Source organism: Arthrobacter echini, from assembly GCF_004803505.1.
In the GTDB taxonomy this organism is placed as follows: Bacteria; Actinomycetota; Actinomycetes; order Actinomycetales; family Micrococcaceae; genus Arthrobacter_D; species Arthrobacter_D echini.
The window spans coordinates 170,846-196,439 of sequence record NZ_SSWH01000003.1 but is presented as its reverse complement, the minus strand read 5'-3'; the positions used below and the strand labels follow the sequence as shown (position 1 = coordinate 196,439).

Annotated in this window: 27 protein-coding genes; 13 read left to right on the top strand and 14 right to left on the bottom strand. The window is 66.8% G+C overall.

What is annotated here, in order from left to right:
- Positions 1-113: 113 nt before the first annotated feature.
- A complete protein-coding gene (locus E8P82_RS04995; RefSeq protein WP_136453393.1) occupies positions 114-1,160 on the top strand; it encodes an NAD(P)-dependent alcohol dehydrogenase in 1,047 nt (348 codons plus the stop codon).
- 3 nt (positions 1,161-1,163) lie between these two features.
- Here E8P82_RS04995 and E8P82_RS04990 read toward each other — a convergent pair whose 3' ends face one another.
- Positions 1,164-1,529 carry an SdpI family protein gene (locus E8P82_RS04990; protein WP_136453392.1) on the bottom strand — a complete coding sequence of 122 codons (366 nt, stop codon included), beginning with the start codon at positions 1,527-1,529 and terminating at the stop codon, positions 1,164-1,166.
- Between the two features lie 233 nt (positions 1,530-1,762).
- Here E8P82_RS04990 and E8P82_RS04985 point away from each other — a divergent pair, with 233 nt between their 5' ends.
- Positions 1,763-2,533 carry a CPBP family glutamic-type intramembrane protease gene (locus E8P82_RS04985; RefSeq protein WP_136453512.1) on the top strand — a complete coding sequence of 257 codons (771 nt, stop codon included), beginning with the start codon at positions 1,763-1,765 and terminating at the stop codon, positions 2,531-2,533.
- Position 2,534: 1 nt separating this feature from the next.
- Positions 2,535-3,029, top strand: coding sequence for a DNA alkylation repair protein (locus E8P82_RS04980; protein ID WP_246020962.1), 495 nt, complete (start codon positions 2,535-2,537; stop codon positions 3,027-3,029).
- On the opposite strand, the gene E8P82_RS04975 is transcribed toward E8P82_RS04980, so the two are convergent.
- From E8P82_RS04975 to E8P82_RS04965, 3 genes are all read right to left on the bottom strand, one after another.
- The gene (locus E8P82_RS04975; protein WP_136453391.1) at positions 3,026-3,787 is read right to left on the bottom strand and encodes a glycosyltransferase family 2 protein; all 762 of its coding nucleotides are present in this window, start codon (positions 3,785-3,787) and stop codon (positions 3,026-3,028) included. The two genes, E8P82_RS04980 and E8P82_RS04975, sit on opposite strands and share 4 nt — an antisense overlap.
- A 107-nt stretch (positions 3,788-3,894) precedes the next feature.
- Positions 3,895-4,752 carry a pentapeptide repeat-containing protein gene (locus tag E8P82_RS04970; protein ID WP_136453390.1) on the bottom strand — a complete coding sequence of 286 codons (858 nt, stop codon included), beginning with the start codon at positions 4,750-4,752 and terminating at the stop codon, positions 3,895-3,897.
- A gap of 1 nt (position 4,753) precedes the next feature.
- Positions 4,754-6,286 carry an MDR family MFS transporter gene (locus tag E8P82_RS04965; protein WP_136453389.1) on the bottom strand — a complete coding sequence of 511 codons (1,533 nt, stop codon included), beginning with the start codon at positions 6,284-6,286 and terminating at the stop codon, positions 4,754-4,756.
- Between the two features lie 207 nt (positions 6,287-6,493).
- On the opposite strand from E8P82_RS04965, the gene E8P82_RS04960 reads away from it, so the two are divergent.
- From E8P82_RS04960 to E8P82_RS04950, 3 genes are all read left to right on the top strand, one after another.
- Positions 6,494-7,270, top strand: a complete 777-nt coding sequence (locus E8P82_RS04960) for a thioesterase family protein (protein ID WP_136453388.1) — start codon at positions 6,494-6,496, stop codon at positions 7,268-7,270.
- Positions 7,271-7,369: 99 nt separating this feature from the next.
- Positions 7,370-7,654, top strand: a complete 285-nt coding sequence (locus E8P82_RS04955) for a DUF427 domain-containing protein (RefSeq protein WP_136453387.1) — start codon at positions 7,370-7,372, stop codon at positions 7,652-7,654.
- Positions 7,655-7,883: 229 nt separating this feature from the next.
- Positions 7,884-8,765 (top strand): manganese catalase, encoded by an 882-nt coding sequence (locus E8P82_RS04950; protein WP_136453386.1) that lies wholly within the window; start codon positions 7,884-7,886, stop codon positions 8,763-8,765.
- Positions 8,766-8,822: 57 nt separating this feature from the next.
- Here E8P82_RS04950 and E8P82_RS14985 read toward each other — a convergent pair whose 3' ends face one another.
- Positions 8,823-8,987 (bottom strand): hypothetical protein, encoded by a 165-nt coding sequence (locus E8P82_RS14985; RefSeq protein WP_168796489.1) that lies wholly within the window; start codon positions 8,985-8,987, stop codon positions 8,823-8,825.
- Between the two features lie 150 nt (positions 8,988-9,137).
- The gene (locus E8P82_RS14980) at positions 9,138-9,779 is read right to left on the bottom strand and encodes a hypothetical protein (RefSeq protein ID WP_168796488.1); all 642 of its coding nucleotides are present in this window, start codon (positions 9,777-9,779) and stop codon (positions 9,138-9,140) included.
- A 389-nt stretch (positions 9,780-10,168) separates the two neighbouring features.
- On the opposite strand from E8P82_RS14980, the gene E8P82_RS04940 reads away from it, so the two are divergent.
- Together E8P82_RS04940 and E8P82_RS04935 are read left to right on the top strand one after the other, a co-directional pair.
- Positions 10,169-10,807 (top strand): DUF2238 domain-containing protein, encoded by a 639-nt coding sequence (locus E8P82_RS04940; protein WP_136453385.1) that lies wholly within the window; start codon positions 10,169-10,171, stop codon positions 10,805-10,807.
- Positions 10,808-10,844: 37 nt separating this feature from the next.
- Complete coding sequence (locus tag E8P82_RS04935; protein ID WP_246020960.1) at positions 10,845-11,585, top strand: lipoate--protein ligase family protein; 741 nt, start codon at positions 10,845-10,847, stop codon at positions 11,583-11,585.
- Between the two features lie 27 nt (positions 11,586-11,612).
- On the opposite strand, the gene E8P82_RS04930 is transcribed toward E8P82_RS04935, so the two are convergent.
- The 3 genes from E8P82_RS04930 to E8P82_RS04920 all read right to left on the bottom strand — a co-directional run bounded on the left by E8P82_RS04930 (position 11,613) and on the right by E8P82_RS04920 (position 13,691).
- Positions 11,613-12,242, bottom strand: a complete 630-nt coding sequence (locus E8P82_RS04930) for an MBL fold metallo-hydrolase (RefSeq protein ID WP_136453384.1) — start codon at positions 12,240-12,242, stop codon at positions 11,613-11,615.
- A complete protein-coding gene (locus E8P82_RS04925; protein WP_136453383.1) occupies positions 12,242-13,327 on the bottom strand; it encodes an S-(hydroxymethyl)mycothiol dehydrogenase in 1,086 nt (361 codons plus the stop codon). The genes E8P82_RS04930 and E8P82_RS04925 overlap by 1 nt, the downstream gene beginning before the upstream one ends.
- A gap of 106 nt (positions 13,328-13,433) precedes the next feature.
- On the bottom strand, positions 13,434-13,691 hold the full coding sequence (locus E8P82_RS04920; RefSeq protein ID WP_136453382.1) for a mycoredoxin: 258 nt from the start codon (positions 13,689-13,691) through the stop codon (positions 13,434-13,436).
- A 199-nt stretch (positions 13,692-13,890) separates the two neighbouring features.
- Here E8P82_RS04920 and thrS point away from each other — a divergent pair, with 199 nt between their 5' ends.
- Genes thrS through pgsA form a run of 3 tightly spaced genes read left to right on the top strand, consistent with a single transcriptional unit; the run spans position 13,891 to position 17,125 of the window.
- A complete protein-coding gene (gene thrS / locus E8P82_RS04915) occupies positions 13,891-15,903 on the top strand; it encodes a threonine--tRNA ligase (RefSeq protein WP_136453381.1) in 2,013 nt (670 codons plus the stop codon).
- Positions 15,903-16,505 carry an HIT family protein gene (locus tag E8P82_RS04910; RefSeq protein WP_136453380.1) on the top strand — a complete coding sequence of 201 codons (603 nt, stop codon included), beginning with the start codon at positions 15,903-15,905 and terminating at the stop codon, positions 16,503-16,505. Before thrS ends, E8P82_RS04910 begins: the two co-directional genes overlap by 1 nt.
- On the top strand, positions 16,505-17,125 hold the full coding sequence (gene pgsA / locus E8P82_RS04905; RefSeq protein ID WP_136453379.1) for a phosphatidylinositol phosphate synthase: 621 nt from the start codon (positions 16,505-16,507) through the stop codon (positions 17,123-17,125). Before E8P82_RS04910 ends, pgsA begins: the two co-directional genes overlap by 1 nt.
- A gap of 61 nt (positions 17,126-17,186) precedes the next feature.
- Here pgsA and E8P82_RS04900 read toward each other — a convergent pair whose 3' ends face one another.
- On the bottom strand, positions 17,187-17,990 hold the full coding sequence (locus E8P82_RS04900; RefSeq protein ID WP_136453378.1) for a sigma-70 family RNA polymerase sigma factor: 804 nt from the start codon (positions 17,988-17,990) through the stop codon (positions 17,187-17,189).
- A gap of 221 nt (positions 17,991-18,211) precedes the next feature.
- Positions 18,212-19,372 (bottom strand): methyltransferase domain-containing protein, encoded by a 1,161-nt coding sequence (locus tag E8P82_RS04895; RefSeq protein ID WP_136453377.1) that lies wholly within the window; start codon positions 19,370-19,372, stop codon positions 18,212-18,214.
- Between the two features lie 105 nt (positions 19,373-19,477).
- Between E8P82_RS04895 and pdxS the strand changes: the two genes are divergently transcribed.
- Complete coding sequence (pdxS, locus tag E8P82_RS04890) at positions 19,478-20,392, top strand: pyridoxal 5'-phosphate synthase lyase subunit PdxS (protein WP_136453376.1); 915 nt, start codon at positions 19,478-19,480, stop codon at positions 20,390-20,392.
- 129 nt (positions 20,393-20,521) lie between these two features.
- On the opposite strand, the gene E8P82_RS04885 is transcribed toward pdxS, so the two are convergent.
- The 3 genes from E8P82_RS04885 to E8P82_RS04875 form a co-directional block, all read right to left on the bottom strand.
- Positions 20,522-22,531 carry a M3 family metallopeptidase gene (locus E8P82_RS04885; RefSeq protein WP_136453375.1) on the bottom strand — a complete coding sequence of 670 codons (2,010 nt, stop codon included), beginning with the start codon at positions 22,529-22,531 and terminating at the stop codon, positions 20,522-20,524.
- 125 nt (positions 22,532-22,656) lie between these two features.
- Positions 22,657-23,427: a type 1 glutamine amidotransferase gene (locus E8P82_RS04880; RefSeq protein ID WP_136453374.1), complete on the bottom strand. Its 771-nt coding sequence runs from the start codon at positions 23,425-23,427 to the stop codon at positions 22,657-22,659.
- Positions 23,427-24,698, bottom strand: coding sequence for a Mur ligase family protein (locus E8P82_RS04875; RefSeq protein WP_136453373.1), 1,272 nt, complete (start codon positions 24,696-24,698; stop codon positions 23,427-23,429). Before E8P82_RS04875 ends, E8P82_RS04880 begins: the two co-directional genes overlap by 1 nt.
- Positions 24,699-24,809: 111 nt before the next feature.
- Here E8P82_RS04875 and pdxT point away from each other — a divergent pair, with 111 nt between their 5' ends.
- Positions 24,810-25,592, top strand: a complete 783-nt coding sequence (pdxT, locus tag E8P82_RS04870; RefSeq protein WP_136453372.1) for a pyridoxal 5'-phosphate synthase glutaminase subunit PdxT — start codon at positions 24,810-24,812, stop codon at positions 25,590-25,592.
- Positions 25,593-25,594: the final 2 nt, after the last annotated feature.

Below are 25,594 nucleotides of genomic sequence, written 5' to 3'. Positions count from 1 at the left end.
CAGGCGAAGGACTCCTTCATCCCGACGCCGATCGATCCCCGGATCGAGGAATACGAGGCCGTCGACGCACGCTGCGCAGGGGGAACCCTTATCCCCATCCGCAGGAGTAACCCATGCCCACCACCGTCAACGCCTACTCCGCACCCTCAGCCGGAGCGGACCTCATCCCCACTACCATCGAACGCCGTGACGTCGGCCCCGACGACGTGCGGATCGACATCAAGTTCGCCGGCATCTGCCACTCGGACATCCACACCGTCCGCGGCGAATGGGGACCCCAGTCCTACCCGCTGGCACCCGGCCACGAGATCGCCGGCATCGTCGCGGAGGTGGGGTCAAACGTCAGCAAGTACGCGGTCGGCGACCGCGTCGGAGTGGGCTGCATGGTCAACTCCTGCGGCGAGTGCAAGAACTGCCTGGCCGGCGAGGAGCAGTACTGCCTCAGGGGCAACACCGGAACCTACGGCGCCGAGGACCGCGATGGCAGCATCACCCAGGGCGGCTACTCCACCCAGGTGGTCGTGACCCAGGACTTCGTCCTCGGCATCCCCGAAGGCATCGAGCTCGACGTCGCGGCACCCCTCCTGTGTGCCGGGATCACCACGTATTCGCCCCTGAAGCACTGGGGTGCAGGCCCCGGCACGAAGGTGGCCGTCGTCGGACTCGGCGGGCTCGGCCACATGGCCGTGAAGCAGGCCGCCGCGATGGGCGCCGAGGTCACGGTGCTCTCGCAGTCGCTGAAGAAGCAGGAGGACGGGCTGCGCCTGGGCGCGAAGCACTACTACGCGACCAGCGACGAGAACACCTTCAACGATCTCGCCGGGACCTTCGATCTGATCATCAACACCGTCAGCGCATCGCTGCCCATCAGTGATTACCTGGGTCTGCTGAGCCTGGACGGAGCACTGGTCAGCGTGGGCGCACCGGCCGAGCCGCTGCCGGTCAACGCCTTCGCCCTCATCGGCGGGCGGCGCTCCTTCGCGGGCTCCATGATCGGCGGCATCCGCGAGACCCAGCAGATGCTCGATTTCTGCGCCGAGCACCACCTCGGCGCCGAGGTGGAGGTCATTCCGGCGGACAAGATCAACGAGGCCTACGAGCGGGTAATGGCCTCCGACGTCCGCTACCGCTTCGTGATCGACACGGCGACACTGAACTGATCCTCAGCCCTCGGGCGACAGATCCTGCGCGGCCCGGCTACCTACCTTCGCTCCGTACAGCACGAAGCCGAGGAGGGCAGCTGTGCCCACGAGTACCGAGGTGACGGCAACCGACAGCGGCACCGGAAGAAGGGCAGGAATCGCGCTGACGATGGCGCACCAGCCGGCAATGACCGTCGGCCGCTTCGCCGCCCGATGGGCGACGAGCCAGGCCTCATCGCTCGCCATGGTCGAGGCCAGCCGGATCCCCGCGACGGGGTTCCTCCCCAGCCGCCCACTGGCAGCAGCATTCGCCATCCAGAGCATCAGAAGGCCCGCCCCCACCATGACCGCCGCCAGAACAGCTCGTGCGACAAGGTCCTCGTTCATGAGGGCACCGTAGCAAAGCGCAGGCACCTTGGCTTCTCGCGGCCGTAGGACACGCCGACCGACCGATGGGCGACACCGGGTAGCGTGGCAGGACCAGTGCAGACACGGACCACCGGAGAGGCGTGATCAGGGTGCAGCAGCAATCCCGTCGAATCCCCGGCAGCAGTGTCCGGGGGAGGAGCGACGCCGCGCGGGAGTGGAAGCCCGGTGCCTGGTACTCGCTCACTCCCGAGCTGCTGCCCGCCGCCCTGGTGTCGATCGCAGGTTTTCTGCTCCTGGTGCTCCACCAGTCCGTCATCGGCTACGGGCTGCTCGTCGCCGCCCTGGGCATCGCCGCCGTCATCTCGATGGGTCTCTTCCGCGATCTGCTCCTGATCGTCGTCGGCGTGACGGTGATGAGCCTGGTGCCGATCAGCACCGACATCGGGCTCGATCACATGGGCGTCATGGGAGCGGCGATGATCCTCGCCGTCGGCGTTCCGTATCTGGTTTCCCGCTTCGTCTACCGGGACCACGCCATCAGATTCCCGATCCGGACCGGTCAGCGCTGGACCCGGACCGAGAAGTGGTACCTGCCCGCCGTCGTCGTGATCGGCTACGCCCTGCTCCCGGTCTACATGATCGGAACCGGCGTCTACACGAACTGGCCGGCGGCGTCGGATCCGGGCGGCATAGCCCGCCTGTTCGTCGGCACCAACGGCCTCGGTATCTGGGACGAGCTGTTCTTCATCTGCACCGTCTTCGCCCTCCTGCGCCGCCATCTGCCCATGGCCCAGGCGAACGTGCTGCAGGCCGTCCTCTTCACGTCCTTCCTCTGGGAGCTCGGCTTCCATGCGTGGGCGCCGCTGTTCATCTTCCCCTTCGCCCTCCTGCAGGCCTTCATCTTCACGCGGACCCGCTCGCTGTCCTACATCATTTGCGTGCACCTGCTCTTCGACTTCGTCCTGTTCCTCGTCCTGATCCACGCCCACAACCGGGCCTGGATCGACATCTTCATCTACTGACGTGGGCAGCAGCATCACGGGTGACGCCGCCGAGTTCATCGACGCAGCGCTGCAGTACGAAAGCTCCTGGGAGCGGGCAGAGGAGTACGAGCAGCGCCACGGTACTCATGTGGAGTACTACGGTGCGTCCGTGGGCGCCATTCGCGGCACACTCCGCAACGCGGCGCGCCGGTATCCGGATCTCGGGCACGACGACGTCGTTCTCCTGGCATCCGAGCTGTGGTCACTGCCGGTCTTCGAGCGCCGGCTCGCAGCGATAGTCCTGCTGCAGTCGTCCGTCCAGTTGCTGCGCCACACGGATCTGACGCGTATCGAAGGCTTCCTGCGGACGGCGGCACTGCGGTATCTCGAGGACGCGCTCGCCGTCGACGTCGTCGCCCCGCTGCTGGGACGCCTGTCCGGGCAGGACGCCGCCCGCGCCGGCGTCGTGCTCGAGCGCTGGGCGGCAGCCGACCAGGCTGCGCTGCGCCGAGCGGCGGAGCTCGCGCTGAGCTAACGGACGTCGACCGAGCGGATGAGCCTGCCGCGCACCACCGGGAGGAGATGATGGATACCCATCAGTCCTACGCCGTAGCGGCGCACACGCCGCATCGACGTCGCCACGCGGATGCGCGGATCGAGCCGCACTGCTCCGGCTCCGAAATAATGGGAGATCGCCACGGAGAAATCGATGTCCTCGTCGCGTTGATCGATCGCGGTCCGACCGATACCTCCGACGGCGAGATAGGCCGAGGCGCGCACCGCCATGTTGTGTCCGGCGACGAAGCGCATGTAGGTCGGATCAATGTGCTTGACCGTCATCATGATCCGCAGCAGTACCAGGGCGCCGGGCATCAGGAGGTCGTCCCTCCGGCGGTAGTACCGGTCGCGCAGCGGAACGCTCCTGCCGCCCACCAGGTGCACCCCGTCGTCGCTCGCGAACACGCTGCGGATCCGGCTGGACCAGTCCGGCGCCGGTTCGCTGTCCCCGTCCGTGCGTGCCACCAGCTGGTGACCAGCCGCGATGGCTGCGCGGAACCCGGTGTCGGAGGCAGCGCCCGTCCCCTTCTGCTGCTCGTGCAGCACCCTGATCGCCAGGTTCGGGTGGTCGGCTGCGAAGCGCTCGACGCGGTGGAGGGTGTCATCCGTGGAGCCGTTGTCCACGACGTAGACGGTCAGTGCGCCGCTCTCATGCTGCCGGTGGAGCGCAGCGAGGGTGCGGGTGATCTCCGGTTCGTTGAAGACGGGGATGACGACGGCGAGCCGCTCGTTCACTGCTGGTGCCTGTTCTGCTGCGGGTGGGGGTGCTCACGATCACTGCGGCTCATACGGCAACCATAGGCCGAACCGGACAGCCGGTGAGGGCCATTCTGATCGATGCCTCAGCCCCAGTGCGCCGGGGCACTGAGCCGGGTGGGGAGCCTGGTACTTTCGTCCCCGGCAGCCGCGGCAAGCTGCAGGGGGGTGAGGAAGAGGGCGTGGGAGAGATCGGCTCCGTGGAGCCTCGCGTCCCGCAGATCGGCACCGAGCAGATCCACCCAGCGCAGATCGGCGCCGGAGAGATCGGCGGCAATCAGGTAGGCGCCCCGGAGGTTCGCGCCCCGAAGGTCCCGTCCGGTGAGATCCGCCCCGAGGAGATCGGCACCCGGTGCCAGCCTCCGGGACAGCCGCACGCCGCGGACCCCGTTCCGAACAGCGCCGCTCACAGCGCCCAGGGCCGGACCCACCCGACCGCGAAGCCCGTCGAGGTCGACGGCGGCGAGACCGGCCGGGTCCAGCTGAGCAAGCTCCACGGTCTCCGCCACCAGTGGCCCGACCAGTGCCCGTATATCGCCCGGTACAGCGGTCGACGTGTCCGCGAGTCGCTGAGCTTCGTCGAGATACCAGAGCACCTCGTGCAGCTGACGCACGATCGGGAAGGCGGTGAACGTGGCTGAGCGCAGCTCGGGATGGTCCGTCCAGCTCCGTCCGCCGAACGTCCGCTGCGCAACCTGCTGTCCTGCGCCGAAGCAGTCGAACACCGTGCAGCCCCGATACCCCGACGACCGGAGTCGTGCGTGGATGGTGCAGCTGAAGTCCGTCGCCAGGTTCCTGCACGGTTCCCCCGCCGGTTTGTCATGGGCGAAGTCGCTGGACCGCTCGAACCCGAGGGCGGAACAGCACAGCGCGAAGCACTGTGTGCAGTCCGCCGTCAATGGAACATCGGGGCGTCCGGAGAGGTGGAGCGGAACAGCCGGCACGCTAGTGCACTGGAGCCTGCTCGTCGTCGTCGGTCTCCTGAGGTGCTCGAACGAAGAACGAGGCGACGATCGCGAGCAGGAAGATGAAGGCACCGTACATGAACGCGGCACGGACGCCGCCGGCCATCGCTGCGGCAGCGGCAACGCCCTCGTCGGCCAGGACCGTGCTCTGGATGGTCAGCACCGAGATGAACAGCGCAGTGCCGGCGGCACCGGCGAGCTGCTGGGCGGTACCGAACACGGCGCTGCCATGCGAGTACAGCTTCGGCTTGACCGATCCGAGGGCCGAGGTCAGCAGCGGAGTGAAGATCAGGGCCAGACCGATGCTGAGGAACACGTGGGCCACCACAACGAGCATCAGCGGCGTCGTCTCCGTGACCTGGGTCAGTGACCAGAAGACCGCGCTGACCACGAGCGTCCCTGGCACGAGCAGGACCCGCGGCCCGCGGCGGTCGTAGATGCGCCCGACGACGGGGCCGAGCAGACCCATGGTCAGCCCACCGGGAAGCAGGATCAGACCGGAGACGAACGGGGTCATGCCGAGCACGTTCTGCACGTAGATCGGCAGGAGGATGATGGTGCCGAAGAGCGCCATCATGGCGATCGCGATGGCGACGATGGAGATCGTGAAGTTCGCCGAGGCGAACACGCGCAGGTCGAGCAGGGCGGCGTCGCGCCTCTGCAGGCGCAGCTGGCGCCAGACGAACAGGCCCAGGCCGACGACGCCGATCACCAGCGGCAGCCACGGCGGTACGGCGCTACCGGCAGATGCCTCACCGAGCTGGCTGAGGCCGTAGACGATGCCGCCGAAGGCCAGGGCGGAGAGAATGACGGAGACGACGTCGATGGCCGAGGCTCGCGGTGTCGTGACGTTCTGCATCTTCAGGGCACCGAGGGCGAGCATCAGAAGGGCGATCGGCAGGACCAGCCAGAACATCCAGCGCCAGTCGAGGGTGCTGAGGATGGCACCTGAGATCGTGGGACCGAGCGCGGGGGCGACCGAGATGACGATCGAGATATTACCCATGATCCGGCCACGCGAGGTTCGCGGGACGAGATTCAGGACCGTCGTCATGAGCAGGGGCATCATGATGGCCGTACCGCTGGCCTGCACGACCCGCGCGGCGACCAGCACACCGAAACCGGGCGCCAGCGCGGCGATCAGCGTCCCGATACTGAACAGGGTCATCGCGGTGATGAAGACCGGACGGGTGTTGAAGCGCTGGAGGAGGAACCCGGTCACGGGAATCACCACGGCCATGGTCAGCAGGAACGCGGTGGTGAGCCATTGACCGCCTCCGACGGTGATCCCGAGGTCGGTGACCAGACTCGGGATCGCTACGCCCATGATGGTCTCGTTGAGGATCACCACGAACGCCGAGACCATCAGCAACCCGATGACCAGCTTGTCGCGGGCCGGGAGGGTCTCCTGCCCACTGGGCGAGGTGCGCGCTGTATCGGACGGCGCCTTCGGCCGGACGCTTCGCAAGGGCGGGGGTGCGTCGGAGACGCGGGAGGGCGTGCTTTGGGTCATGGTGATTCCGCTCGGGTTGTTCTATGGTGCGGCCGCGGGCGGTGTTCCGCCAGTGCGTGACGACAGGGGGCGTAAAGATCGGTGTGGGCTGACGTCACCCAGTGGTGTGCCGGCCCGTTCATTGGGCTGAACCCCCGAGCGACCGACTCTATTCCTCCTCAACTAGCATGGAGCGTTCCCGGTTCTCAACGATGAAGGAGATGATCCGTGCCTGATTCCTTCTACCGCTCTCTCGGCGGCGGAAAATTCGAGTCCACTGTTCACGCGCAGGGGGCGTGGAATCCCCAGGAGCAGCACATGGCTCCGATCTCCGGACTCCTCACCCAGTGCCTGCTCGAACACGAGCCCCGGGAGGGCTTGCAGCTGAGCCGTCTGAGTTTCGACATCCTCGGCATGATCCCCGGTGGAGAGTTCCAGGTGAGTACCGCCGTCGTGCGTCCCGGCCGGACCATCGAACTGCTGGAGGCGCGCATGGAGTCGGGTGGCCGGACGGCGATCGTGGCTCGGGCATGGCGCTTGAGCACGCAGGACACCTCCGCCGTCGCTGCGGTCGAGGACCGGCGTATACCCGGCCCCGAGGAGGCCGGTCCGCACGAGGGGATGACGGCCTGGCCGGGCGGCTACATCCGCTCGCTGGAGGTCCGGGTCCTGCCCGGGCATCGGCCCGGACGTGGCCAGGTGTGGCTGCGCAATCCCTACCCGATGCTCGACGACCGGGCCGTGCCCGACGTCGTGCGGCTCGTGGGCATGATGGACGCCGCGAACGGCATTGCATCGAGGGTGCCTCCGGGAGGGGACAGTTGGATGTTCCCCAATGTCGACCTCCAGATCCACCTGCACCGGATGCCGCGCGGTGAATGGCTCGGGCTCGATACCCGGGTGACCTTCGGCGAGCACGGTGTAGGACTCACCTCCAGTGTGGTCCATGATCTGGACGGGCCCTTCGGGCGACTCGAGCAGATCCTGACGGTGCGGAAGCTCTGAATCCCGGTCCGGTGGGGTGGGCGGAATTGCACAGCCCTCTCGTGAGTTGGATGAGGCAAGGAAGCGCAGGGGAACCGTATCTCTGGAGGATGAGGAATCATGGCTACAGCGCAGTGGAACGACACAGTCATCGCGGAGTCGGACGAGACGGTGATGGTCGAGGGAAATCACTATTTCCCGCCCGAGTCGATCTCGGACGAATTCTTCACACAGACCGAGCAGCAGACCGTGTGCCCGTGGAAGGGTACGGCGAGCTACTACACGCTGGAGGTCGACGGCGAGAAGAACCGGGACGCGGCCTGGAGCTATCTGGAGCCGAAGGAGGCGGCGGAGAACATCCGCGGCTACTACGCATTCTGGAAAGGCGTCACGATCAGCGACTGAGTCCTCCCATTGGATGCGGTCTGCACCGACTCGGCGGATGACCATCCGGCTGCCGTGAGTATAGGCGGCACCGGCATCTCGGGGTAGCCCTGAGTCGGTGCGCAGTCCGACGGACAGTAAGCTTGCTTGCGATTTTCGTCGCTACTAGGTTGTGCAGTGGGACAACCGGTGGCCATCTGTTCGACATGTGGTCACCACCGAACGGTCCCTTCACTACGGAGGTAGCCACATGTTTTTCCATAAACAGGAATTGCAGTTCAAGTCAAAGCCCAGCAAGCCGGATGCGGTGTACGCGCGGAAGCTTCAGGAAGTCCTGGGTGGGCAGTACGGCGAGATCACCGTCGCCATGCAGTACGGATTCCAGGCGTGGAACTCCCACCTTCCCGGTAAGTACCGGGACATGCTGTTCGGCATCGGAGCCGAGGAGATGGGTCACGTCGAGATGCTGGCCGTCATGATCGCCCAGCTCCTGGAGAAGGCACCGCTGGGAATCACCGAGGATGCTGTCCAGTCGGATCCGACGGTCGCGGCGGTCGTCGGCGGGATGGACGTGCAGCACGCTATCGTCGCGGGTGCAGGGGCGCGCCCGGTGGACAGCAACGGCAATCCGTGGCAGGGATCGTTCATCACGGCGAGCGGTAACCTGCTCGCCGACTTCCAGGCCAACGCCAATGCGGAAATGCAGGGTCGGCTCCAGGTAGCCCGGCTTTACCACATGACCGATGATCACGGCGTGCGCGATCTGCTGTCCTTCCTCCTGGCGCGTGACACGATGCACCAGAACCAGTGGATCGCGGCAGCGCGCGAACTTCAGGAGGAGGGTCTGGAATCTCTCCCGGTCCCGAGCAACTTCCCGATCAAGAAGGAGGAGCGGCCGGTGTCCTACCAGTACCAGAACTTCTCCGACGGTGCTGCGGCAGCAGAAGGTTCATGGGCGAGCGGTCCTGCGCCGGACGGGCTGGGCGAGTTCACCTACCACGACGGACCGACGACCTCGGCTCCCATGCCGCCGGCGACGCAGCCCGACGCGCGGTACTACGGCACGACGCCCGTCCCGAACCGGGTCGAGAAGATAGCCGGCGCGGTCCAGGACAAACTGCACAGGGAGTGATCCTGCGCAGGAAGTGATCACTCGGGCGGGGGGTCTGATGACCCCCCGCCCGACGCGTCAGTTCGACCCGCTCATCCCCTGGATCCGGGCGAGTACGTCCTCGAGTTCGTGGCTGAGTTCCTCCAGCCGTGCTGTGCGGGATTCGGTGGTCAGGGCCAGAACGATGTCGTCCTGTCGTGCTCTCAGCTGGGTGAGTGTCATGGAGGAGCCCGTTTCGGTCATGCCTCGATCATGCCAGACAGTGATCACCTGACAGGCAGCGGAAACAGGACGAGGGAGAACAGCGAAGGGTGCCGCCCGACACTTTCGTGTCGAACGGCACCCTTCGCTGTCATCCGTCAGCAGAACAGGATAGTTCTGCGGCCGAGTGGGTCAGTCAGCCTGGCCGACGCGGCGGCTGCGCAGCCAGACCATTCCGCCACCGGCGAGGGCGAGGGCGGTGCCACCGGCCAGAGCCAGAGCAGTGCCATCGCTGACGTAGCTGACCTCGACGGGCGTGCCGCCGATACCGGTGTCAGCGCCGCCGTTGGGCACGGCTGCTACCTGATCGTCGTCGTCGCTGTCGTTGTCATCATCGTCGCTGTCGTCATCGTCGCCGTCATTGTCGGTGTCGGTGTTGTTGGCGGCAGGGACTCCGGTGTCGGCGCCACCCTCAGGCGTGGTAGCTACCTGATCGTCGTCGCTGTCGTCGTCGTCGCTGTCGTTGTCATCATCGTCGCTGTCGTCATCGTCGCCGTCATTGTCGGTGTCGGTGTTGTTGGCGGCAGGGACTCCGGTGTCGGCGCCACCCTCAGGCGTGGTAGCTACCTGATCGTCGTGATCGCTGTCGTCGTCGTCGCTGTCGTTGTCATCATTGTCGCTGTCGTTGTTCATGGCGGCGATGATCAGGTTGCCCTGACGGTCCGTAGCGACCGAGACCGCTTCGTCGGCGAAGCTCGGAGTCGCCGAACCCAGGGCCATCAGGCCGGCAACTGCTACAGCAACGCTGACGCGCGGAGCAATGTTCTTGTTCATAGAAATACCTTTCGTCTGGTAACCACTGTTCAGTGGCTGCCGTGGCGATACCGCGAAGGGGGTTCTCGCGGTCCTTCTGGTTCTTGCCTGCTGCCGGTTTTCTCGTGTGGCACTGTGAGGCCGGCGGCCGGGCTGGTTGTTCCCGGCTCCCAGCATGGCGGGAGAAAGTTCGATGTGCAAGGGGCGCGCCGTGGACCAGAAAACTTGGTCCGTCGACCTTGACCACAGCGGATCGGCCCGTTATGACAGATACTCCAGGAGCTCCCCGCGTGTGTGGGTCAGCACAACCGCGCCGATGTGGGCGCGCGGCACCATGGTTCATCGGCAGCGCTTCCGGTTGGCAGAATGTACCCGAGTCATCCATCCGTCACTATCGAGAGCTGCCCACCATGCGGTCCCTGCCAGAAGTGTCCTCCCGCCGTGGGAACAGTCGCGGGACCAGCCGATGGATCGCGGACGCCGTGCGGCTCCTGGCACTGCTGAGCGCTGTCGTGGGCGCCTTTTCACTCGGTTTCCCGCAGACATTCGGGCTGGCGATCATGGCCCTCGGCCTGCTGTTCTCCAGGATGTTTCGGCTGCCTGCTCCGGTCGACGCGGTCTTCTGTACCACGATCTTCGTAGCGACGTGGAGCGGCATGCTCGGGCTCTACCGGACCGTCCCGTCGTGGGACCTCGTGGTCCACTTCGCGACGATCGGTGCGGTATCCGCCGCCCTCTATCTCGTCGTCGCCGGGTGGAACGTCACCCGGGAGCCCGGATCTGGAACCCCGGCCCGCGCCGTCGTCATTCTGACCTTCTCCCTCGGCATGACCGTTGCGGTGCTCTGGGAGTTCGGGGAGTGGATTGCGCACCGCTACTTCACGGATGTGATCATCGTGGGCTACGACGACTCGATGGGTGATATGGCGGTCGGTGGCGTGGGTGCAGCGCTGGCCGGCTTCGTCCTCGCCTATCGGGGCGGCGCCGCGGGGGAGACGGCCGGTCATGGGCCGAGCGGGGAGCCGGCGGCCGAGCAGGTGGCCCCTTGAGGACTTCCAGTGCCCTGTCGCTGTGTACCGTGAACGGATGAGTACTCCGTGGCACGGGTCGGATGAACTGGAGCTTGTCGTCGACCTGCCCGCGCATGACGCGGCAGCCGAGCTCGACCGGGGTCTGACCCTCCTGCGTGAGGTTGCGCAGGGCACTCGCCCTGCGACCCTGCGCCTCTACCGGCCGAGTTCCACGGTCGCCTTCGGGCAGCGTGACGCACGGCTGCCGGGGTACGACAGGGCCAGGGAGGCCTCCCTGGCCCACGGGTTCCAACCGCTGATCCGGCGTGCCGGTGGCCGCGCGGCCGCGTACCACTCCGGGTGCATCGTGGTGGACCACGTCGAACCGGCTCGCGACGGCGTTGCCGGCACGCGTCGCCGGTTCGCGGCGTTCGGCGACTTCTTCGCCGGTGTGCTCACCGGGATCGGTGCGGATGCCGGGGTCGGGGAGGTCCCCGGGGAGTACTGTGCGGGCGAGTTCAGTGTCCACGGAAGAAGGGACCGTGTCCCCACGCTGAAGCTCGTGGGCACGGCGCAGCGCGTGGTTGCGGGAGCGTGGCTGTTCTCGTCCGTGCTGGTCGTGGAGCGTTCGGCTTCCTTGCGCTCCGTGCTCACCGAGGTGTACGCGGCGCTCGATATCCCCTGGCGACCCGCTACTGCAGGAGCTGTGGAGGATCTCGTACCGGGAGTGGGCGTCGACGACGTCGAGGCTGCGCTCCTCGCGGCATACCGCACGGCCGTCCAGCTCCGTACCAGCGAGTCGTCCGGCGTCCCCTGAGAAACGGGACGCCGGACCGAACGGCGATCAGTGTCCTCGCTGGATCCACTCCTCGAGGTGAGGAGCCTCCTCGCCGATGCTCGTACTGTCCCCGTGGCCGGGTCTGGCGACGGTCTCCGGCGGCAGGGTGAGCAGCTTCGAGCGGATGGAGTCGATGATGGTGGGGAAGTCGCTGTACGAGCGGCCGGTTGCCCCTGGCCCGCCCTGGAAGAGCGTGTCACCGGTGAAGACCGTCCCGGCCTCCTCGAGGAGGAAGCAGACCGACCCGGGCGAGTGACCGGGGGTGTGCAGCGCCGTGAGGGAAGCACCCGCGACGGCGAACGCGTCGCCGTCGGTGATCCAGTGATCCGGGCCCCGGTCGGGGAAGACCATGTCCCACAGCACGCGATCGTCCTCGTGCAGATGGATCGGGGCGCTCACGGCATCGGCGAGTATACGCACCACCCGGATGTGGTCGTCATGGGCATGCGTGAGCAGGATCGCCCTGACCCTGCGCCCGGCGACCTGCGCCACGATTGCATCGGCATCGTGGGGGGCGTCGATGATCACGCACTCGTCGTCGTCGCCCACGAGCCACACGTTGTTGTCGACGTCCCAGGTGCCGCCGTCGAGGGAGAACGTGCCGGACGTGACGAGATGTTCGATACGTACCGCCATCAGAGTTCCACCACCGAGCGCAGCACCGTGCCCTCGTGCATCTTGTCGAAGGCCTCCTCGACCTGATCCAACCGGATGCGCTCGGTGACGAAGGCCTCCAGATCGAGAGTGCCCTGCAGATAGTGGTCCACGAGCATCGGGAAGTCACGGCTGGGCAGGCAGTCCCCGTACCACGAGGACTTCAGCGATCCGCCGCGACCGAAGACATCGAGCAGGGGGAGCTCCAGGGTCATCTCCGGATTCGGGACACCGACGAGTACGACGGTTCCTGCGAGATCACGGGCGTAGAACGCCTGTTTGTAGGTCTCGGGGCGGCCGACGGCGTCGATGACGACGTCCGCGCCGAAGGTGTGGGTCAGCGCACGTATCGCCTCGACGGGATCCGTCTCCTTCGAGTTGACGACGTGCGTGGCGCCGAGGCCCCTGGCGAGCTCGAGCTTCCGGTCGTCGATGTCCACGGCGATGATGGTGGTGGCTCCCGCGAGCTTCGCACCGGCAATGGCAGCGATGCCCACTCCGCCGCACCCGATCACGGCCACTGAGTCCCCGAGCGAGACGTTGCCCGTGTTGATGGACGCCCCGATGCCGGCCATGATCCCGCAGCCGAGCAGACCGACAGCCGCGGCGTCCGCGGCGGGGTCGACCTTAGTGCACTGGCCCGCGGCCACGAGGGTCTTCTCCGCGAAGGCACCGATCCCGAGTGCCGGGGTGAGTTCCGTCCCGTCCTCGAGCGTCATCCTCTGCGTCGCATTGCGCGTGTCGAAGCAGTACTGGGGTTCGCCTCGACGACACGCCCGGCACTGTCCGCACACGGCCCGCCAGTTGAGGATCACCCGATCGCCGGGGGCGACCGTGGTCACGTCGTCGCCCACGGCGCTCACGACGCCGGTGGCCTCATGGCCGAGCAGGAACGGGAAGTCGTCGTTGATCGCGCCCTGCTTGTAGTGCAGGTCAGTGTGGCAGACGCCGCACGTGAGGATGTCGACGAGAGCTTCGCCCGGGCCGGGATCCGGTACCAGGATGGTCTCGATGGCCGCCGGCGCGTCCTTGGCCCGCACGACGACGCCCTGTACTTTGTGCACCATGTCTCGTTGGTCCTTCCGCTGGGTGGTAGCGGGCCGATCCATCGGCCCATCTCTGCCAGCATATGGGGCAGGGCCGCCCGGGTCACCGCACGGGTGAGCGGGTGGATCAGGCAGAGACCCGGCTCCTGACCTCTGCCGCGGAGGGATTCGTGGCGGTGCTGCCGTCCGGGAAGATCACGGTGGGCACGGTCTGGTTCCCGCCGTTGAGCGAGGCCACGAGCTCGGCCGTTCCCTCGACCTCCTCGATGTTGACCTCGGTGTACCCGATACCCGCGGCGTCGAGCTGGGACTTCAGGCGTCGGCAGTACCCGCACCAGGTGGTGGAGAACATCGTGATCGATCCGGCTTCTGGCGTGTAGTCCACGGGGCTCCTCTGGTCTGTGTGCGGTGGGGTCCGCACGTCGTATGGTGCTCAACACCGGACGGCGCAGAGCCATTCCTGACCTGTTTCCGGCGAGCTTGTTGGGTGCCTTCTGATGCACCCGATACGATCAGGACGGCGGCCCGGCTTCCCGGCTGGTCCCGCCGAACACTCACCTGTTCCAGCCTCGAGGAGACCATCCGTGTCAGCGCAGCAGCCCATCACCCTCATCGTCGACGACGAGGAGCAGCAGGCGACGGCGGGCACCACCGGAACCGAGCTGTTCAGTGAGCGGCGCGACGTCGTCGTCATGCGGGTGGACGGCGAGCTGAAGGACCTCGACCAGGAAGTGCCGGAGGGAGCGACCGTCCAGGGGGTCACTCTCGAGGATCCCGCGGGTCTCGAGGTGCTGCGCCACTCCACCGCCCACGTCATGGCGCAGGCCGTGCAGCAGTTGCGTCCGGAGGCGAAGCTCGGCATCGGCCCCTACATCACCGACGGCTTCTACTTCGACTTCGACGTCGAGGACCCCTTCACGCCCGATGAGCTCAGGCAGCTCGAGAAGATGATGCTGAAGATCGTCAACGCCAACCAGCGCTTCGTGCGCCGGGTGGTCTCCGAGGACGAGGCCCGCGAGGCGATGCAGGACGAGCCGTACAAGCTCGAGCTGATCGGTCTCAAGGGAGCTGCCACCGACGAGGACGGCGCTTCCGTGGAGGTCGGAGCCGGAGAGCTGACCGTGTACGAGAACGTGGACAGGAAGACCGGCGACGTCGTCTGGCAGGATCTGTGCCGCGGTCCGCACCTGCCCAACACCAAGCTCATCTCCAACGCCTACGCACTGACCCGCTCGGCGGCCGCGTACTGGCGCGGCAGCGAGAAGAACAGGCAGCTGCAGCGCATCTACGGAACGGCCTGGCCCACGAAGGACGCCCTGAAGGCGTACCAGGAGCGACTCGCCGAGGCTGAACGCCGCGACCACCGGCGGCTGGGCACTGAACTGGACCTGTTCTCCTTCCCGGACGAGCTCGGTTCGGGGCTGCCGGTGTTCCACCCCAAGGGCGGCATCATCCGTAAGGCCATGGAGGACTACTCCCGCCAGCGCCACGCCGAGGCGGGATACGAATTCGTCTACACACCGCACATCACCAAGGCCCACCTCTACGAGGTCTCCGGTCACCTCGACTGGTACAGCGACGGCATGTTCCCGCCCATGCATGTGGACGAGGAGCTGAACGAGGACGGATCGGTGCGCAAGCCCGGCCAGGACTACTACCTCAAGCCCATGAACTGCCCCATGCACAATCTCGTCTTCAGATCCCGTGGGCGGTCGTACCGCGAGCTGCCCCTGCGCCTGTTCGAGTTCGGGTCGGTATACCGGTACGAGAAATCCGGCGTGATCCACGGGCTGACGCGCGTGCGCGGCATGACCCAGGACGACGCGCACATCTACTGCACGCGTGAGCAGATGAAGGACGAGCTCACCGACACCCTCACCTTCGTGCTGGGGCTGCTCAAGGACTACGGGCTCGACGACTTCTACCTGGAACTGTCCACGCGCAACCCGGAGAAGTCCGTCGGGTCGGAGGAGCTCTGGGACGAGGCCACGCGCACGCTCTCCGAGGTTGCAGCGGCGTCAGGTCTCGAGCTCGTCCCCGATCCCGGGGGAGCCGCGTTCTACGGACCCAAGATCTCCGTGCAGGCGCGTGACGCGATCGGGCGGACCTGGCAGATGTCCACGATCCAGCTCGACTTCAACCTGCCCGAACGCTTCGAACTGGAGTACCAGGCCGCGGACGGCTCACGCCAGCGACCCGTCATGATCCACCGCGCCCTGTTCGGCTCGATCGAACGATTCATGGCTGTCCTCACCGAGCACTACGCCGGAGCCTTCCCGGCATGGCTGGCACCCGTGCAGGTGCTCGCGGTGCCCGTCGCCGAGGCCTTCAACGAGTACCTCTACGACGTCGTCGACAAGCTGAAGGCCGAGGGCGTCCGGGCGCAGGTCGACGTGGGATCCGATCGCTTCCCGAAGAAGATCAGGACGGCGAGCAAGGAGAAGGTCCCCTTCGTGCTCATTGCAGGGGGCGAGGACCAGGAGGCGGGCGCGGTGTCGTTCAGATTCCGTGACGGGAGCCAGGACAACCAGGTCCCGGTGGACGAGGCCGTCCGCCGGATCGTGGAGGCGGTCCGTAGCAGGGAGGCTACACGCTGATGGCTGCGAGCGGTCAGGACGGCATATACCCCGGGGACGCGGAGGTGACGGACGACGTCGAGCTGGCAGGTGTCCCGGATGCCTTCCAGCGTCTCTGGACCCCCCACCGGCTCGCCTACATCAAGGGCGGACAGGACAAGGTGACCTCCGAGCACACGTGTCCTTTCTGCCGTGCACCCCATCTCAGCGACGAGGAATCCCTGATCGTCCATCGGGGCACCACGGCCTTCGTCCTGCTCAATCTCTTTCCCTACAATGCCGGTCACCTTCTGGTGTGCCCCTACCGGCACGTGCCCGACTACACCGACGTCGACGATGCCGAAACGGCGGAGATCGCGGCCCTCACCCAGACGGCGATGCGCGTCCTGCGGCGGGTGTCCAATCCGACCGGCTTCAATCTCGGGATGAACCAGGGCGTGACCGGCGGTGCAGGGATCGCCGCCCACCTGCACCAGCACGTGGTGCCGCGCTGGGGCGGGGACGGGAACTTCCTGCCGATCATCGCGCAGACCAAGGCCATCACGCAGACGCTCGGCGAGGTGCGTGAACAGGTCGCCACCGCCTGGTCCTCGGACGACGACCCGGCGCGAACCACGCCCTGATGCTCGACAAGTACGCGCGTGGCTTCTTCACCAGGCTCCTCACCCCGCTGGCCCGGCTGCTGCTCTCCTGGGGAGTGACACCCGACGCGGTGACCATTGCCGGCACCGTGGGGGTCGCCGGCGGTGCCCTGGTCTTCTACCCGCTCGGGCAGCTGTTCTGGGGAACGGTGTTCATCACCCTGTTCGTCTTCTCGGACGTGGTCGACGGCATCATGGCACGCATCAAGGGCCACGGCGGACTCTGGGGCAGCTTCCTCGATTCGACGCTGGACCGTATCGCGGACGGCGCACTCTTCGCAGGCGTCGCCCTCTGGTTCTTCACGGGAGGGGACAACGTCCTGATCGCCGTCGCGGCTCTTGCGTGCCTCGTCCTCGGGATGATCGTCTCCTACGCGCGTGCCAAGGCCGAATCCCTGGGGTTCACTGCGAACGTCGGGATCGCGGAGCGCGCCGAGCGGCTCGTGTCCGTCCTGGTGGTCACGGGACTCACCGGACTCGGGCTGCCCGAGGGGTTCCTCCTCGCGGTGCTGGTGATGCTTGCTCTCGCCAGCCTCGTCACGGTCTACCAGCGGATGAGAGCCGTACGGCTGCAGTCCCTCGAGGGCAAGCCAGCTCCCTGACCCGCTCCGGGTCCATGCCCGGACTCCCTTCCGCGAGCGACGAAAAGCTCTCCTGCCCGTTTCAGGACGCCGGTGAAAGGACCGGGGCAGGAGTGCGCCGGGGAGCGAGAGCGGAGCCCAGGGACGACAGGTATTCCGCACGTCGCTTGGGCGAGATCCTCGACACCGGAGGCGGCGTGGCACCGATGCTGTCCGCATAATGCGTGGACAGCCCGTCCTGCAGCAGCCGCAGCGCCTCGGACTTCTGCTGGGAGACGGCGGAGTGCGTGGTGCCGAGCTCTACGGCGACCTCCGTCACCGAGCGACCCTCGAAGAACACCTGCTCGACGATGTGCCGCATGCGTGCCGGTAGGTGCTCGACGGCCGCGCGGAGATGGCGGACCTGTTCCGCAGCCAACAGGGACGCCTCGGGAGCCTGATCGAGCGCCGGGACGATGTCGAGGACGGTCTCGTCGAGTGTCTGCACCGATCGGGCGGCGTCATAGAGCGCGGCGTGCACTTCCTGCCTGCTCACGCCGAGAGTGGCTGCCAGCTCATCGACGGTCGCCTTCCGTCCGAGGGAAGCAGACAGTGCGTCCTGCGCAGCGAGCACATCGCCGATCCGCTTCCTCACCGATCGCGGCGCCCAGTCGTTGGACCGCATCTCGTCGGCGAACGCTCCGGTGATCCTGCGTCGTGCATAGGCACCAAAGGGCACACCGAGCGAGGGATCGAACGACTTGGCCGACGTGATGAGCGCTATCGCACCCACCGATGCGAGATCATCGCGCGAAAGATGCGTCGCGCGGGCGCACAGGGTCGAGACGAGATAGCCGACGAGCGGCAGATTGTCGACGATGAGCTTTTCGCGGTCCCGTGAATGCATGAGCAAGCTCCCCAGCTGCTTGAGTGCAATGCTGCCCTAGGGAGGACGTGGTCCACGTTTCCCCTGAGCGGCGGATGACTTCCTGAAGTTATCAGCGGCTTTCCGGCCGAACGGCTCTGCTGGGGTAATCCTGCTCAAAGGCTGCGCTTGTGGTGCTACCGCTGGATATCAGGGGGTGTCACAGGTCTCGAATTCGGCGATCCATCCTAGTCAGGGACGGGTCAAGGTGTGCCGGCGACCACGATGATCTCGCGACTGGTCGCCGCATCGAAGGTGGCTCCGTCCCATCCTCCGAACCAGTGCACGTCGGTGTAGCCGGCCTCCTGGAGCAGGTCGGCGAGCCGCTCGGAGGTGACGAAGCGCAGGGTGCTGGCGTCCGCGAGGTCCGTCCCGTCCCGTTCGAAGCGCGTCCAGGCCTCGAAGGTGACGAGTTCGTCCCGTACGTCGATGAGCCGCCAGGCGGTCAGCAGTGGTCCGGCGCTGGAGTCGATGGCCTCCGGTCCGTGTGGGCTCTGCCAGTCCAGCCAGGCCTTCTGCGTCGGATTGCGGGTCTCGAACATGAACCGTCCACCGGGAACAAGACGCCGACGGACCTCGGTCAGAGTCTCGAGGATCTCCTCGTCGGTGAGCAGGCACTGGAAGGCATGCCCGGTCATCACGGCGGCATCAAAGGGGCCCGGACCGAGATCGCGGGCTGTTCCCTCGAGCCACGTGACGCGTTCGGCGTCGTCCCTGGACCGTGCGACGTCGAGCATACGCGGTGCCGGATCGATACCGGTCACGGTGTGGCCCTCGAGAGCCAGCCTGACGGCGAAGGAACCGGTGCCGCAGCCGATGTCGGCTATTCTCGAGCCGCCCGGCGACAACGCCGCTGAGTAGAAATCGGTGTCCCAGGTTCCTGCGTTGAATTCGTCGTAGAGGGCTACCAGTCGATCGTCGGCATAGCCGTCCACCGAGCCGGCAGTGCCGCTCAGGCTCACCTGCTCGACGACGAATCGCTCGAGTACCGCCTCGGTGCCATCGCTGACCGTGAAGGCCGGATCGCCGATCGAGGCCCGGAAGTCGGCACCGTGCCAGAAGCCCTCGTGGGCCGTGCGCCACTGCTCGGGTGTGGTGAAACCCTCGCCCTCGGCGTCCATGTGCTGCCACGGCACCTCGGCGAGAGGTACCTGGCGCACCTCGACCGTCCTGATGGTCGCCACCGGGCGTCCCGCTGAGTCGATGACGTACTGCCGGGTACCGACCGACGGCAGGGGATCGCCGTCGGGCTCGTACTCGAGAGCCAGCGACGTCGTCGTCGTCTTGGAGCCGTCGACGATCGCGCCGACGAGCCGGTCGCGGAGCGGTCCGGGGAAGCCGAATTCGGCGATGGGAAGACTCATGTCCCCATACTGGCGCATGACGCGAGTTCCGATGCCAGGTCCAGGACGCAACCCGCAGCGTCGTATCATAGGGAGTCAGCTTTCATCTACCTTTAGGGGCAAGTTGTGTCCACCGTTGAAGAGAATCCGGCCTCCGACGCACAGACCGGCGGCAACCGGGTCAAACGCGGGATGGCCGAGATGCTCAAGGGCGGCGTCATCATGGATGTCGTCACGGCCGAGCAGGCCCGGATCGCGGAGGATGCAGGCGCAGTAGCCGTCATGGCTCTCGAGAGGGTTCCCGCCGACATCCGCGCCCAGGGCGGCGTGTCCCGGATGAGCGATCCGGACATGATCGACAGCATCATCGAGACGGTGTCGATCCCGGTCATGGCCAAGGCGCGGATCGGCCACTTCGTGGAGGCACGTGTGCTGCAGTCCCTCGGCGTCGACTACATCGACGAATCGGAGGTTCTGACCCCTGCTGATTTCGCCAACCACATCGACAAGTGGAACTTCACCGTTCCCTTCGTCTGCGGTGCCACCGATCTGGGAGAGGCGCTCCGCCGTATCAACGAGGGCGCGGCCATGATCCGCTCCAAGGGTGAGGCAGGAACCGGGGACGTCTCCAACGCGACCATGCACATGCGGAAGATCCGTTCCGAGATCAACCGGCTCTCCTCGATGGCCGAGGACGAGCTGTACGTCGCCGCGAAGGAGCTGCAGGCGCCCTACGCTCTCGTGAAGGAGGTTGCGGCTGCCGGCCGTCTCCCGGTGGTCCTGTTCACGGCAGGCGGTATCGCGACCCCATCGGACGCAGCGATGATGATGCAGCTCGGCGCTGACGGTGTCTTCGTGGGATCGGGAATCTTCAAGTCCGGCAATCCGTCGGAGCGTGCCAAGGCGATCGTGCAGGCCACCACGTTCCACGACGACCCCGACGTGATCGCGAAGGTGTCCCGCGGTCTCGGTGATGCCATGGTCGGCATCAACGTGGACGAGATCCCGCAGCCGCACCGCCTCGCAGAGCGCGGCTGGTAGGCGGTTCGGAGAACGCACGGACACAGGAGGACCGCAGCTCAGCTGCGGTCCTCCTGTGTGGTCAGCACTACTCGCGGTGACCAGTACTGCTCGCTGGTCAGCACGCAGGTCGGCCGCGCCGGTCCCCGATCACGCCAGACCGCGCCGCACCAGCAGCGGCATGAGCTCGGCATCGCGTCCGCGGAATGCGCGGAAGGCCTCGAGCGGCTCGACACTGTTGCCGCGCGAGAGCAGTTCGCGCCGGAAGTGCTCGCCGTTCTCCCGCGTCAGTCCTCCGGAGGACTTGAACCACTCGACGGTGTCGGCGTCGAGCATCTCGCTCCAGATGTAGGCGTAGTAGGACGCCGCATAGCCGCCCGCGAAGATGTGCTTGAAGTAGGAGGTGCGGTATCTCGGCGGAACGGGAGCGAAGTCGACTCCCGCATCAGCGAGCGCAGCTGCCTCGAAGGCGAGCGGATCCTCGATCGACGTGCCGGCCGGAATGGAGTGCCACGCCAGATCGAGCAGTGTCGCCCCCAGATAGGCCGTCGTCTCGAAGCCCTCGCCCCAGGTGCCTGCAGCGTGGATGCGATCGATGATGTCCTGCGGGAGCGCTTCTCCGGTCTCGTGGTGGCGGGCATAGTTGGCGACGATCTCGGGCCACAGGATCCACATCTCGTTGACCTGCGAGGGGTACTCGACGAAATCACGCGGTACGGAGGTGCCGGCGAAGAGCGGATAGGTCACGTCCGAGAACAGACCGTGCAGGGCATGGCCGAATTCATGGAAGGTCGTGACCACCTGGTCATAGGACAGGAGAGTCGGTTCACCGGGTGCCGGCTTCGAGATGTTCAGGTTGTTCACGACGACGGCGCGTGTGGCCTCGAGCTCCGACTGGTCCACGAAGGAGTTCATCCACGCGCCGCCGCTCTTCGTGTCCCGCGTGTAGTAGTCGCCGAGGAACAGGCCGAGGCCGGAGCCGTCCTCGTTGAAGACCTCCCACACCCGGACATCGGGGTGATAGCCCACGAGGTCGGGGCGCTCGGCGAACGTCAGGCCGTACAGGCGATTGGCGGCATAGAAGATGCCGTCGTTGATCACGCGCTCCAGCTCGAAGTAGGGCCGCAGGGCATCGAGGTCGACGTCGAACTTCGTCCTGCGCACCCTGGCGGCATGGAACGCCCAGTCCCACGGCTCGATGGGATGTCCGGCCTCGGCCTCCAGCTCCGCCGCCTCGGCCCGTGCGTTCCGGACAGCAGGAGCCGCGAGATCGCGCATCCGGTCCATGATCGCCTCCAGCGAGGGCGCTGTCTGGCTGTCCGTCGCAGCTGCCGCGTACGAGTCGAAACCGAGCAGGCGTGCCCGCTCCGCGCGAAGGGTCGCCATCCGGGTCGCGATCGCGAGGGTGTCCGATGCGTTCCCCCGGGCACCACGATTCACCGAGGCCTCGTGCAGACGACGGCGGACCTCCCGGTTGGTGAGCGACTCCAGCGCGGGCTGCGCCGTCGGCAGGATCAGCGTCAGCAGGTACTTGCCGTCATGGCCGGCCTCGCCGGCTGCCGTGGCAGCGGCCGAGATGGCATCGGCCGACAGGCCGTCGAGCTCCCCGGCGGTCTCGAGCAGGAGGGCAGAGGCATTCGTGTCCTTCAGCAGCTTCTGCGAGAACTCGGTACTCAGGGCCGACAGCGTCGAGTTCAGCTCGCGGAGCGTGGCCTGCGCGTCGTCGTCCAGTTCCGCCCCCGCCCGCACGAAGCTGCTGAGGTATTCCTCGACGAGGCGCGTCGATTCGGCGTCCAGTCCGTCCGTCGGCACCCGACGGAGGCGTTCGAACAGTGCACGATTCAGCCGGATGTTGTCCTCGTGCTCGGCCAGGCGTGGTGCGATGATCTGCTCGAGCTCCTGGACGGCCTCGGTCGCGTGGCTCACGGAGTTGCTGAAGAAGACCCGTGAGACGCGGTCGAGAGTGCCGCCGGCGCGCTCGAGGGCAATGAGCGTGTTCTCGAAGGTGGGTTCCTCCGCGGAGTCCGTGATGGCGTCGATCTGGGCCAGCTGCTCCGCGAACCCCGCCTCGAAGGCCGGAAGGTAGTGCTCGTCCTCGATGAGGGCGAAGGGCGGGAGGTGGTAGTCGAGGGTGCTGGGGTCGAGGAAAGGGTTGCTCATGAGAACCAACTTTTGCACGCCGTCGTGCTTTCAGCCATTGCTTCCTGCCGTAGACGCCCTGTCGTCGGGACAGTAGCGGCCGTCCACGGGGCAGGCTCCGCCGATGAGCGGGCTGAGCCCGTCTGCTACCTCGGACGCTCGGCGGCGTGCTTCCTGGCGAGCTCGGCGAGTGAGTCGTCCAGGCCGTCGTCGTCGAACGATCCGAACTTCCGCTTCGCGGCCGTGCGCAGCAGGAAGTCGGCGACCGCCGGGTTCTTCGGCAGCAGCGAGCCGTGGAGGTAGCTGGCCACGACGTTCCTGTAGCGCGCACCCTCGTACTGGTCCTCCGTGTTGTTGCCGGCGCCCTTGAGAACCGTGCCCAGCGGCGACACGCCGTCGCCGAGGAAGGTCTGCCCGCTGTGGTTCTCGTAGCCGTGGACCTCACCGAATTCGGTACTCGTGGCCACCACATTGCCGATCAGCCGTTCGCTTCCACCCCTGGTCTCGAGATCCAGCACGTTGATCCCCGGGATGTCGATGCCGTCGTAGGTCCGGAACACCGTACCGAACAACTGGTACATGCCACAGATCACCAGCATGGGAGTACCGTCCTCGGCCAGGCCACGCAGGGTGGGGGCGACCGACTGGAGGTCGTCCTGGATGACGACCTGGCCGCTGTCCTGTCCACCACCGCCGACGACGAGATCGACGTCGGACGGGAACGAGTCGCCCACGTTGTGCTCGAGGATCTCCGCGCCGTACCCGCGCCACGCGAGGCGCTGTTTGAGCACCAGCACGTTCCCGTAGTCACCGTAGATGTTCATGTCCCGCGGATACAGCTGCAGGATGCGCAGCGAACCCTTGGACGGATCCGCGGCCGGCTCCGACAGGGCACCGGCGGACAGAGCGTCGCTCATCAGGAGACCACCTCGACTTTCGCGATCTTGGAGAGCTCGCGGCGCACGGCGAGCATGGCGGTGTAGGTGCAGAAGATGCGCCGGGGCTGCCCGGCGGAGCCGGTGATGAACGCCTTGAGTGCTGCTGTGATGTCCGGTTCCACGCCGCCGATCCGCACGGCGTCGTACTTCAGGCGCAGCGCCATGTCGTACGCGCGGGCTCCACTGACCATGTCCACCCCGGCGGCACCCAGCGAATCGAAGTCCACGTCCCACAGCCAGGACATATCCCGCCCGTCGGCGTAGTTGTCGTTGATGGCGATCATGGTGGCGTGGCCCGCAGGATCGAACGATTTCAGGCCCAGCCGGAAGCCGCTGGGATTCTTCACGAGCACCAGTTCAAGGGGCCGGCCGTCCACGAGGATGCTCTCCCCACGGCCGAACGCCGGTTCGACGGCGGCCAGTGACCGCAGGAGCCGGTCGATGTCCGCGGCTCCGCCCAGTACCGCGCGGGCTGCCGCGAGCGCCGCTGCTGCATTGAAGATGTTGTACACCCCGCGCAGCCGCAGCCCGGTGCTGACCCGCAGCCCGTCGATGTCGAACTCGGCCGAGTCGCCCTCCACGGCGGACAGGACGACGTCGGCCGGAAGCGCCGCAGCAGGCGCCGTCCCCTCGGCGCCGCGGAGCTCGTCGTCGTTCGGGAACGTACTGCGCAGCGATTCGTCGAGGCCGAAGTAGACCGCGCGGGCCTGGGTGAGCGACGACGCGATGCCGGCGACGCGCGGGTCCTCCCGGTTCAGGACGACGGTCCCGGTGGTTGCGGTGGCGATGCGCTCCAGCAGGCGCGTGGTGGCATCGATCTCGCCGAAGCGGTCCAGCTGGTCGCGGAGCACGTTCAGCAGGAGCGAGTACTTCGGGGGAACAAGTTTCACGAAGTGCACCGCATGGGCTTCGTCGAGCTCGAGGACGGCGACGTCGGCGACGAGCCGACCTCGCCAGTCGACCTCGCCGAGGAGGGCGGCGGCGACCCCGCGGGTGAAGTTGCTGCCCGTCCGGTTGGTGAAGACGCTCAGGCCCTGGCCCTCGAGGAGCTCGACCACCATCTTCGTGGTGGTGGTCTTCCCGTTGGTTCCGCTGACCACCACGACGCCGTGGGGCAGGGCGGACAGAGCGCGGCCCATGAAGCCCGGGTCGAGGCGCTCGACGACGAGACCGGGCAGTGCCGAGCCACCGCCTCGCAGCCGCGACGCGATGCGCACGATCTTGCCCAGCAGAACGGGAAGGGGATTCATGTCTCCACAGTATCGTCGGCTCGTCCTCCTGCCCTGCAGGCGGCGTGCCGCAGTGATCCACAGCTGGTCCGACGAGACGGGGCCGGCGCGGATCCCACCTAGGATTGCAGCATGCTGTCACCGCACCCGCCCGACGCCGGATCACCGGTTGCCGCGGATCGGGGCGGCGACGTGTCCGTCGGCGTACTCGCCGTGCAGGGCGACGTCCGCGAACACATCAGGACCATCGCCTCGCTCGGCGCACGTGCGGTCCCCGTCCGCCGCCCCGGCGAGCTCGCCGCACTCGACGGACTCATCATCCCGGGCGGTGAATCCACGGCGATGGATCGGCTGACGCGGAGCTTCGGGCTCGCTGATCCCCTGCGGGAGCGGATCGCCGCCGGTCTGCCCGTCTATGGGTCGTGCGCCGGGATGATCATGCTCTCCGACGTCATCGCCGATCCCTCGCTCGACCGGCATGGCGACCCGCAGCGCAGCCTCGGCGGGATCGACATGGTGGTGCGCCGCAACGCCTTCGGCAGGCAGCGCGAGTCCTTCGAGACCGATCTCGCCTTTGCGGGGCTCTCCGGGGCCGGCAGCGTTGCAGGGGAGGCGCCCGTGCGCGCCGTGTTCATCCGTGCGCCGTGGGTGGAGAAGGTGGGCCGGGGAGTGCAGATCCTCGCACAGGTGGCCGCAGCGGACACGCCTCCGGCCGGACCTGTCGAGGGGGGTCCCGGTGCCGGTTCGGACCGGAGTCCTGGTGCTGAGCCGATCGGTGCGGGCCGCCCGGAGCGGGTCGCTAGAATTGTCGCAGTGCGTTCGGGGAATCTGCTGGCCACGAGTTTCCACCCCGAGATCACGGGGGAGCGGCGGGTCCACGAACTATTCATCCGCATGATCAGAGGAGAAGCGTAAGC